Source organism: Paenibacillus terrae, from assembly GCF_005217525.1.
Taxonomy (GTDB): Bacteria; Bacillota; Bacilli; order Paenibacillales; family Paenibacillaceae; genus Paenibacillus; species Paenibacillus terrae_C.
Genome location: NZ_PNXQ01000012.1, coordinates 351,574 through 360,959, shown reverse-complemented (window position 1 = coordinate 360,959; position 9,386 = coordinate 351,574). Strand labels below are relative to the sequence as shown.

Sequence of the window (9,386 nt, the reverse complement as noted above, 5' to 3'; positions counted from 1 at the left end):
CGCAATCACGACATAAAGCGGAAGCGGAATAACTCCCACTTTTATCCTGCCCAGCACCCTGATGCCGTCTGCAGGATTTTTACGCCATTTTTGCCACCTTTGAATGACCGGCTGGTTTGTAGCATTTTCCATAAAACTCCCTCCTTGTAGTGAAGAATGATGACCATGCTTCCATTCTACACTTTGGAAAACGCTTTATTTGGTTTTTAAACTAATCATTCACTTTTGTAATTAAAGTAATCAAAAAGAGGGCTTAAATATAACTGTTCATAATTTCCTCCGCCTGCGGTAAAATTCGATACTGATAAACAGGTCGTCCAATGGTGCCGTATACGGTTTCCATGGCAAGTACCTCAATTTCCGTCAAAAAAGCAAGATACTTGCGCATAGATACTCTGGATATCCCTGCACTCTCCGCAATATCCTCGGTGGAAAATAACATCGCTTCATGCTGCCGGATACAGTTCCATACCATAGCCAGCGTGGATTTGGTTACTCCTTTGGGTAGCCGGGCCAGCTCTTTGGTCGAGCTTTTATGATAAAGCAGCCGATCCAACTCCTCCTGCGAAAGCAAGCTGCGCTCACGCATGATACTGACATGCTCCCGATAACCCGTGAGCGCCTCCAGAAAACGGTTAAAGTGAAACGGCTTAATCAAATAATCCACCGCGCCGAAATTCATCGCTTTTTTGACACTGTTCATATCACTTGCAGCCGTAATCACGATGACATCCACATTCTCTCCTGTCTCACGAATAAAAGCCAATAAATCAAGTCCATTGCTTTCCTGCATATACACATCCAGCAAAATCAGATCAATCGCTTGTTCTTCCAGAAATTTCTTGGCATCTTCTACCGATGCTGCCCAGCCCCCACATCGAAAGCCCTCTACCTGCTCCGTATATTTGCGATTAAACTCGGCAACCATCGGATCATCTTCTACAATTAAGACATTAATCATGTTCATCATTCCCCATTACGGCATATGGAATCTTAATCTGAAAACAGCACCCTTGCTCGGCCGGAATCAGCTTTATCGTTCCTTTTAATCTTTTCACACTTTGCATTACCAGATAAAGCCCCATTCCCCGTGACTCTCCCTTGGTCGAAAAACCCTTTTCAAATATCGCCTCTACGAGAGGTTCCGGTATGCCTGGTCCATTATCACGTATCACACAGGTCAGACAGCCGTACTTCTCAATTTCCTCATAATAAAGCGTCAAGGTAATCCGCTTGTGCTCCAGAGATTCCATCGCTTCCACGGCATTATCAAACAGATTCCCCAGTATGGTTATCAGTTCATGAATGGTTTGGGTGCGACTAGATTCAGGCAAATAGCTGCCCGGAGTCAATTCGAAGCTCACGCCAATCTCTCTAGCCCGACTTAATTTCCCCAATACAAAGCCCGCCATCACCGGGTCCCTGATCTGCCTGGTAATCGAGCCAATTTCCACTTGATGATGCTCAACGGCATCCATGATGTAATGCTCCAGTTTGTCGTACATACGCAAATGTACCATCCCCATAATGACATGCAGCTTGTTCATAAATTCGTGAGCCTGCGCACGCAGCGCCTCTGTATACAGAGACACTCCTGTCAAACGTTCGGCAAGCTGACTTACCTCCGTTTTATCCCGAAAGGTTACAATTGCGCCCACGATTTCCCCTTTGACCCGTATCGGGACACTGGTGGTGAACAAGGTTATTCCCCCCAACTCCATGTCCTCATCCATTCGTGGAGTACCTGCTGCCAAGACCTCTTGTAATCGAAAAGCGGACAAATAAGCGTTAATCTCCTGCCCCGAGGACGAGATATCCTCAATCCCCGCTTGCCTGAGCAGACGAATCGCTTCCGCATTCATCAGTATGATACGGCTGGACTCATCCACCGCAATAACTCCTTCCTTGATGGATTGCAGCATAGCGCTGCGTTCCTCCAGCAAGCGTGCGATTTCCGGCGGCTCCAGACCGACCAGCATGCTTTTAATTTTACGGGCCAGCACTACAGCGCCTCCAGTGCCGATCAGCATCCCGATACCGATGGCGATCGCAATAAGCCGATAGTTCCCCACCTGAGCCCGCTCTACGTCCTGCAATGAAATACCAACAACAATTGCCCCTACCTGCTTGCCTGTAGCACTAAATACGGGAGAAAAGGCTCGCATGGACAAGCCCAACGTCCCCTTCGCAACAGATACGCTCTCATGACCATGAAGTGCAATATATTCATCACCCCCGACAAAGGCTTTGCCGATCTTCCTTACATCCGGGTGTGTCTTACGAATCCCCTTCATGTCCATAACGACGATAAATTGAATGTGATTAGCTAATGATACTTTCTCCACATACTCCTGTATGGGGGCAGACGACTTAGACTGCTGCAAATGTTCAATAATGAGCGACGTATGGGCAAGTGTACGTGCGATGGACATCGCTTTTTCCTCTAGCCCCTTCTCGGTTTCATGCTCCACTCTCTCGCCGAATAACAAAGTTGCAGGCAAGAGCACCAGTGCCATAACCAGACAAACCAGCAGCGTAATCAGCCCTCTAAGCTTAAGTAGCGGTTTTCTCCGACGCAGCTTAGGCTGTGACTTTTCGATAGAACTCACCCTTTCACGCTTCATATTAAACCTAAATTATCCAATATACTTATACAAAAATGGTTATGTATGTGTTTACGTGAATTTGCATAGCTATAATCTCATACGCTTGCCTTTCACTATTTCGTATAATAAAAAAAGGGAACTACTCCGCAATTACGGAACAGTTCCCTCCGATTCATGGTTGAAGCTCCGCGATTCTACCCTGGCTTAGTCGCCTCGGAAGGCGCGCTTCACACGGTCAAAAAAAGATTGCTCATTCTCATGTGTCTGCTCACCGCTAAGCGAAGAGAACTGACGCAGCAAATCCTTCTGCTCCTCGCTCAGCTTGCTAGGGGTTACCACAACCACCTTAATGTGCTGGTCCCCCTGACCTACACCACGCAGTTTTGGTACACCCTTGCCCTTAAGACGGAAGTATGTTCCTGTTTGTGTACCAGCCGGAACTTTCAGCTTCACTTTCTCGGTCAGCGTCGGAATTTCGACTTCATCTCCCAACGCTGCCTGCGAGAACGTCAGCGGAATTTCACAGTAAATATCGTCTCCCTCACGCTCAAAGAAGTCATGCGTCTTCACACGGAAAACGACATACAGATCACCTGCCGGTCCTCCGTTGACACCGCCTTCGCCTTCACCGTTGATACGCATTTGCGCACCGTCATCCACACCCGCCGGAATACGGATATGAATTTTACGTTGCTTGCGCACACGACCAGAACCGCTACAAGTGGTACATTTTTCTTTAATGATTTTACCAGAACCACTACAGTTCGAGCAGGCGCGACGGTTAACCATTCGGCCAAACGGTGTATTCTGTACCACTTCTTCTTGTCCGCTACCGTGGCAGACGGAACAGGTTTGTGGTTGAGTACCCTTTTTGGCTCCCGTACCGTGACACGTATCACACGTTTCCGTACGCTCAATGTTAATGTCGGTTTCCTTGCCGAATACAGCTTCCTTGAATTCAATCGTCATCGTATATTGAAGATCATTGCCACGTTGCGGTGCATTCGGATCACGACGACCGTTACCGCCACCACCAAAAAACATATCAAAAATATCGCCAAATCCGCCACCAAAGTCGGCCCCACCACCGAAGCCGCCTCCCATGCCCTGATTCGGGTCTACATGACCGTATTGATCATATCTTGCCCGCTTCTGACCATCGCTGAGAACGTCATAAGCCTCTTTCACTTCTTTAAATTTGGTTTCCGCGTCTGCAGCCTTGTTCACGTCCGGATGATACTGACGCGCCAGCTTACGGTAAGCCTTTTTAACATCTTCATCCGAAGCGCCCTTCGCGACGCCCAGCACCTCATAATAATCGCGCTTATCAGCCAATGTTCCACCCCCATGCCTACAACGTGTCTGCACTACATATAAAAGGAAAGCCAAAGGCACGGGATGACCCGGCTTTGACCTTCCCATCATTTCAAGGCAGTACAACCCGCAATATGCTTATTTATTCTGAAAATAACTATTACCCTTCGGCTATTCGTTATTTATCAAGGCAGCAACGCTGCTTCTTTTCATTCAGTATATTATAACGCACCGGTGTACCGTAATGCTACACTACCCGATCCGTAGCTTAGTCTTTCTTCTTGTCTTCGTCAACAACTTCATAGTCTGCGTCAACCACATTGTCGCGGCCTTTGCTGTCTGCTGCGCCATCTTGAGCCTGTGCTTCTTGCGCAGCTTGCTCATACAGCTTCACGGACAACTGCTGAACGATCTCAGTCAGCTCTTCAGTAGCCTTTTTGATGTCTTCCAGGTTGTCAGTTTCCAGCGTTTTTTGCAGATTTTCTTTAGCTGCATTCGCTTTTTCGACTTCACCTGCATCCGCTTTTTCGCCCAGATCCTTGATCGTTTTGTCTACGGAGTAAATCAGTTGGTCCGCAGAGTTTTTCGCTTCTACCAGATCTTTGCGTTTTTTATCTTCTTCCGCATGCAGCTCAGCGTCTTTCATCATACGTTCTACTTCCTCGTCGCTCAAGCCGCTGGAGGATGTGATTGTAATTTTTTGGCTCTTGCCTGTACCTTTATCCGTAGCAGATACGTTTACGATACCGTTGGCATCCAGATCAAAGGTAACCTCGATTTGCGGTACACCGCGTGGTGCTGGAGGAATATCTCCCAGTTGGAAACGGCCCAGCGTTTTGTTGCCTGCTGCCATTTCACGTTCACCCTGCAATACGTGGATTTCCACGCTAGGCTGGTTATCAGCATACGTCGAGAATACCTGCGATTTGCTGGTAGGGATCGTCGTGTTACGCTCGATCATTTTTGTGAATACGCCACCTGCAGTTTCAATACCGAGGGAGAGTGGAGTTACGTCGAGGAGAACGACGTCTTTCACATCACCTGTCAGTACGCCTGCTTGAACTGCGGCACCCAAAGCTACCACTTCATCAGGGTTTACGCCTTTATGAGGCTCTTTGCCTGTCAGTTTCTTGATCGCTTCCTGTACAGCCGGAATACGTGTGGAACCGCCGACCAGCACGATTTTGTCGATGTCGCTGGCACTCATGCCTGCATCTTTCATCGCTTGACGAGTAGGTCCCAAAGTACGTTCTACCAGACCTTCAGACAATTCTTCAAATTTTGCACGAGTCAGGTTCAGCTCCAAATGCTGTGGAACGCCGTCAGCTACCGTAATGAACGGCAGGGAAATCGTCGTTGTCAGTACACCGGACAGCTCTTTTTTCGCTTTTTCTGCTGCATCTTTCAAGCGTTGAACAGCTGCTTTATCCTTGCTCAGGTCGATGCCTTGATCTTTTTTGAACTCAGTTACGAGGTAATCAATAATCACTTGGTCGAAGTCATCGCCGCCCAGCTTGTTGTCGCCGCTTGTCGCTTTAACTTCGAAGAAACCGTCGCCCAGTTCCAGAATGGATACGTCGAATGTACCGCCACCCAGGTCATAAACAAGGATTGTTTGGTCTTCGGATTTTTCCATACCGTATGCCAGTGCAGCTGCTGTTGGCTCATTGACAATACGCAGCACTTCCAGACCCGCGATTTTACCCGCATCCTTGGTTGCTTGACGTTGGCTGTCATTGAAGTAAGCTGGAACTGTGATAACAGCTTGAGTTACCGTTTGTCCCAGGTAAGCTTCAGCATCGGATTTCAGCTTTTGCAAAATCATGGCAGAGATTTCCTGTGCGGAATATTCCTTGCCGTCAATGCTTTCTTTATAGTTTGTACCCATGTGACGCTTAATGGACATAATTGTACGATCAGGGTTCGTGATCGCTTGGCGTTTTGCTGTTTCACCTACAGTACGTTCTCCATCTTTTTTGAAACCAACAACCGAAGGGGTTGTGCGTGCGCCTTCCGGATTTGGAATTACAACGGCTTCGCCGCCCTCCATAACAGCCACACAAGAGTTGGTTGTACCTAAGTCAATACCAATTACTTTACTCATCAGACAATTCCTCCTTCTGTATATACGAGGCCTTCAGGCCGTAATAGTTAAAGCCAAGATGTGTTGCTAATGTATATTAAAAAAGCTACATGCTCACTTTTACCATAGCCGGACGAAGCACCTTGTCCTTCAGCATGTATCCTTTTTGCACCTCTTCAACGACGATGCCTTCCTCATGCTCTTCGCTTTCCACCTGCATAATCGCCTGATGGAAATCAGGGTTAAACGGTTGGCCCACCGCATTCATGGCCGTCACTCCCTCAGCCTGAAGCACGCTCTCAAACTGACGGAAGATCATCTCCACACCTTTGCTGAATGACTCAGCCTCCGCTCCTTGCGGTGCTGTTGCCAGCGCACGCTCGAAGTTATCCAGAACAGGCACCAATTCGGTAACCAGCTTCATGGATGCATATTTGGCAAGGTCCTCTTTTTCTTTCAGCGTACGACGACGGAAATTATCGAAATCCGCCTGTGCGCGTAAAAAACGCTGTTGGTGCTCTTCCGCCTCCACGCGAAGCTTAGCCAGTTCTGTATCACCCTCTTGGGCTTCCAGTGCTGCCGCTTCGTTCACCGGCTCTTCCTGCTGGTTCGTCTCAGTGGCTTCCTCTGTGCTTACATTTTGTTGTTTTTCTTCTTGGAACACTTGTTCTTCCTTCAAAATGTTTCACCTCCTTCAAGTCATAACTACCATTACATTCATATTTGTACATTCAAACTTGTTTGCTGCACTTCATTTCAAGTTGTTGTTACTTAGCAAAAACACGCAGCAATGCAACCGCGCAGGATACATACCGTACCCCGGCGCGGAACATGTAGAACCGCAGCATGTGCAGTCTTATTCTATTTAAACCGCTGCGTAAGCATTGCGGTCAAATCCTTAGACAGGATACCTAAAATATTGATAACTCTCGCATACTCCATCCGTGTTGGGCCCAGTATACCTATTGTACCCAACGCTTCGCCATCTACCGCATACGTCGCGGTAATCAGACTGCAATTGGCAAACGCCTCGTGATCATTTTCTGTGCCGATGCGGACTTGAATTTCGGGCGCTCCGGCGACAGGCATCATTAACTTAAGCAGCGTTGGTGTTTCCTCCAGCAAATCGAGAATATGTTTGACCTTTTCAACGTCCTTAAATTCAGGCTGATTTAGCATGTTCGTTGCACCGCTCAAATATAAGCGCTGATCCGATTCATTATCCAGTGCTTTATCCAGCACCTTCATAGCGTCCTCAAAATGAGACACATGCTTCTCCATTTCCTGACCAAGTGCGGTGTAAAGACGTGATTTCAGCTGATAAATCGGCACGCCGATCAGCTTGCTATTCAGCAAATTCACGACCTTCTCCATCTCGGAAATTGAAATTCCTGGCGGAATGTCTACTGTCTTGTTCTCCACCTGACCGGTATTGGTAACGATAATCGCTACAGCCGTCGTTTCGTTGAGCGGCAATAGCTGAAAATGACGCAATGAAGTATGAAAAACCTCCGGCCCAAGCAGGATGGAAGTATAATTGGTCATATGGGACAAAATACCTGATGCATGCTGAATTACTTGTTCCATTGCATTCAGCTTTTCGGCGTAAAAGGCTTTTAGTTCCCGCGTTTCCATAGGCTTCAGCGTATCCAGTGGTACCAAATGATCCACATAATAGCGGTAGCCTTTATGAGACGGGATGCGTCCCGCAGAGGTATGGGGTTGCTCCAGATAGCCCTGTTCCTCCAAATCCGACATTTCATTACGGATCGTGGCGGGGCTGAATCCGACATCCTGCCTTTTGGATATGCTGCGGGAACCCACTGGCTCAGCCGAACGAATGTAGTCATCAATAATCGCATTCAAAATGAGTCTCTGACGTTCGGTTAACAAGCGAATCCCCCCTTTTATTTATCCATAATAGCATGGTCGTTCAATGGAATCATTAGCACTCGTTAGCGATGAGTGCTAACCGATAATACAAAAATACCAAACCGACCTGATCATTGTCAAGTCAGATCAGTATTTTCAATACGATGATTTCATTACTACGGACAACAAAACCGTTTTTATAAATTTTTCAAGAAAAATATAGAAAATATGCTTCTTATTCTCTATAATATATTGAGCTCTGCTGTATGATAAGGAGGAAGCTGGTTGAGAACAAATCGTCGCAGCTTTATCAATGTACTGATTGCACTCTTGCCTACTCTCTGTATGTTTTACCTTTTGATTAAATTGTTTCCATACACAGGGTTGGGAAGAGTTATTATGCTGCCTTTTATTTTTATGATTAACGCTGTCCTTATTGGTTTGACCGCTTTTTTAATCCGCAAATTTTATAGCGCGTTTTACATTATTATTTTATTGGTCGTAGTCCTGCTTACCCTAAGAATTCCTGTTTCCTTGTATCCACAAGAGTTCAGTCCAAGTATCCCCCAGCAAATAAACGATAGTATTGCAGCAATTAACGACTATGATCATTCACTCCCGGCCGATTTGGAGAAACCCTCCTTTAACACCTACCGAACGGGAGCAAAAGAAAAATATGTGGTAGCCTTGTACAAATACAGATACGATATTCCTCTGGATGGTTCATTTCACCTTTATAATAACGATAGTGATGAAGATACAATATGGAGCCTTGAAGATATACCAGCAAAACTTTACCCACATCACAAGTTGATGTGGCAGTATCTTGAAAATTCCCAAAAATGAGACAAGCAATTACAGCTTATATCTACCACGACCAGATATAAGCTCGATCCAATAAAAAACGAACTGACCTGATCATTCTCAGGTCAGTTCAGCATTTTTAACACCGCAATTTCATCACAATTGTTTTGTTTACTGCAGTTAATGCAATCAGTCCATACCTTTTCAGGGAAAATCTCTTTGTTTACCACATCAAACCCGTTTTTTATAAAAAAGGAGACCTCGTAGGTCAAAGCCATAATTTTAGGAATACGCTGCCGCCGTGCTTCTATAATAAGGCCCTCTACGAGCTTGGAGCCGATGCCCATACCCTTATGTCCTTCAGAAATACCAAGTGAGCGAATCTCTACCAAATCATCACCCAGTTTGCATAAAGAACCACAGCCGACGACTTCGCCGTCCACTTCAGCCACAATAAACAGCTCCAGTTGACGCATAAGCACTTCCCTTGAACGCGGGAGCATAATTCCCCGCTCCGCATAGCCGCTAATCATTTGGTATAAAGGCTCCACATCCTCAGGAACCGCACTTCTGCACAATACATCTTTACACACTGAAGCCATCTTGCTCTCCTCCTGCCGCTTGCCGCATATAATGAATAAATATACAACATTACGCATAGAATCGCAATACTTCATTTACCCTGCCGTGACAGAATTGTGTTATAA

8 protein-coding genes are annotated in these 9,386 nt (G+C 46.5%); 1 reads left to right on the top strand and 7 read right to left on the bottom strand.

Annotated elements, in window-relative coordinates; translation table 11 throughout:
* Positions 1-253 precede the first annotated feature (253 nt).
* The 6 genes from dcuR to hrcA form a co-directional block, all read right to left on the bottom strand.
* Complete coding sequence (dcuR, locus tag C1I60_RS11675; protein WP_137061862.1) at positions 254-961, bottom strand: two-component system response regulator DcuR; 708 nt, start codon at positions 959-961, stop codon at positions 254-256.
* Positions 954-2,609 (bottom strand): DcuS/MalK family sensor histidine kinase, encoded by a 1,656-nt coding sequence (gene dcuS, locus C1I60_RS11670; protein WP_137061861.1) that lies wholly within the window; start codon positions 2,607-2,609, stop codon positions 954-956. The genes dcuR and dcuS overlap by 8 nt, the downstream gene beginning before the upstream one ends.
* A gap of 201 nt (positions 2,610-2,810) precedes the next feature.
* On the bottom strand, positions 2,811-3,941 hold the full coding sequence (dnaJ, locus tag C1I60_RS11665; RefSeq protein WP_137061860.1) for a molecular chaperone DnaJ: 1,131 nt from the start codon (positions 3,939-3,941) through the stop codon (positions 2,811-2,813).
* A gap of 247 nt (positions 3,942-4,188) precedes the next feature.
* Complete coding sequence (gene dnaK, locus C1I60_RS11660) at positions 4,189-6,024, bottom strand: molecular chaperone DnaK (protein ID WP_137061859.1); 1,836 nt, start codon at positions 6,022-6,024, stop codon at positions 4,189-4,191.
* A gap of 85 nt (positions 6,025-6,109) precedes the next feature.
* A complete protein-coding gene (gene grpE, locus C1I60_RS11655) occupies positions 6,110-6,682 on the bottom strand; it encodes a nucleotide exchange factor GrpE (RefSeq protein WP_137061858.1) in 573 nt (190 codons plus the stop codon).
* A 182-nt stretch (positions 6,683-6,864) separates the two neighbouring features.
* Complete coding sequence (gene hrcA, locus C1I60_RS11650) at positions 6,865-7,896, bottom strand: heat-inducible transcriptional repressor HrcA (RefSeq protein WP_137061857.1); 1,032 nt, start codon at positions 7,894-7,896, stop codon at positions 6,865-6,867.
* Between the two features lie 264 nt (positions 7,897-8,160).
* On the opposite strand from hrcA, the gene C1I60_RS11645 reads away from it, so the two are divergent.
* Positions 8,161-8,721: a hypothetical protein gene (locus C1I60_RS11645; protein WP_137061856.1), complete on the top strand. Its 561-nt coding sequence runs from the start codon at positions 8,161-8,163 to the stop codon at positions 8,719-8,721.
* Between the two features lie 83 nt (positions 8,722-8,804).
* On the opposite strand, the gene C1I60_RS11640 is transcribed toward C1I60_RS11645, so the two are convergent.
* On the bottom strand, positions 8,805-9,281 hold the full coding sequence (locus C1I60_RS11640; protein ID WP_014282525.1) for an N-acetyltransferase: 477 nt from the start codon (positions 9,279-9,281) through the stop codon (positions 8,805-8,807).
* Positions 9,282-9,386 lie beyond the last annotated feature (105 nt).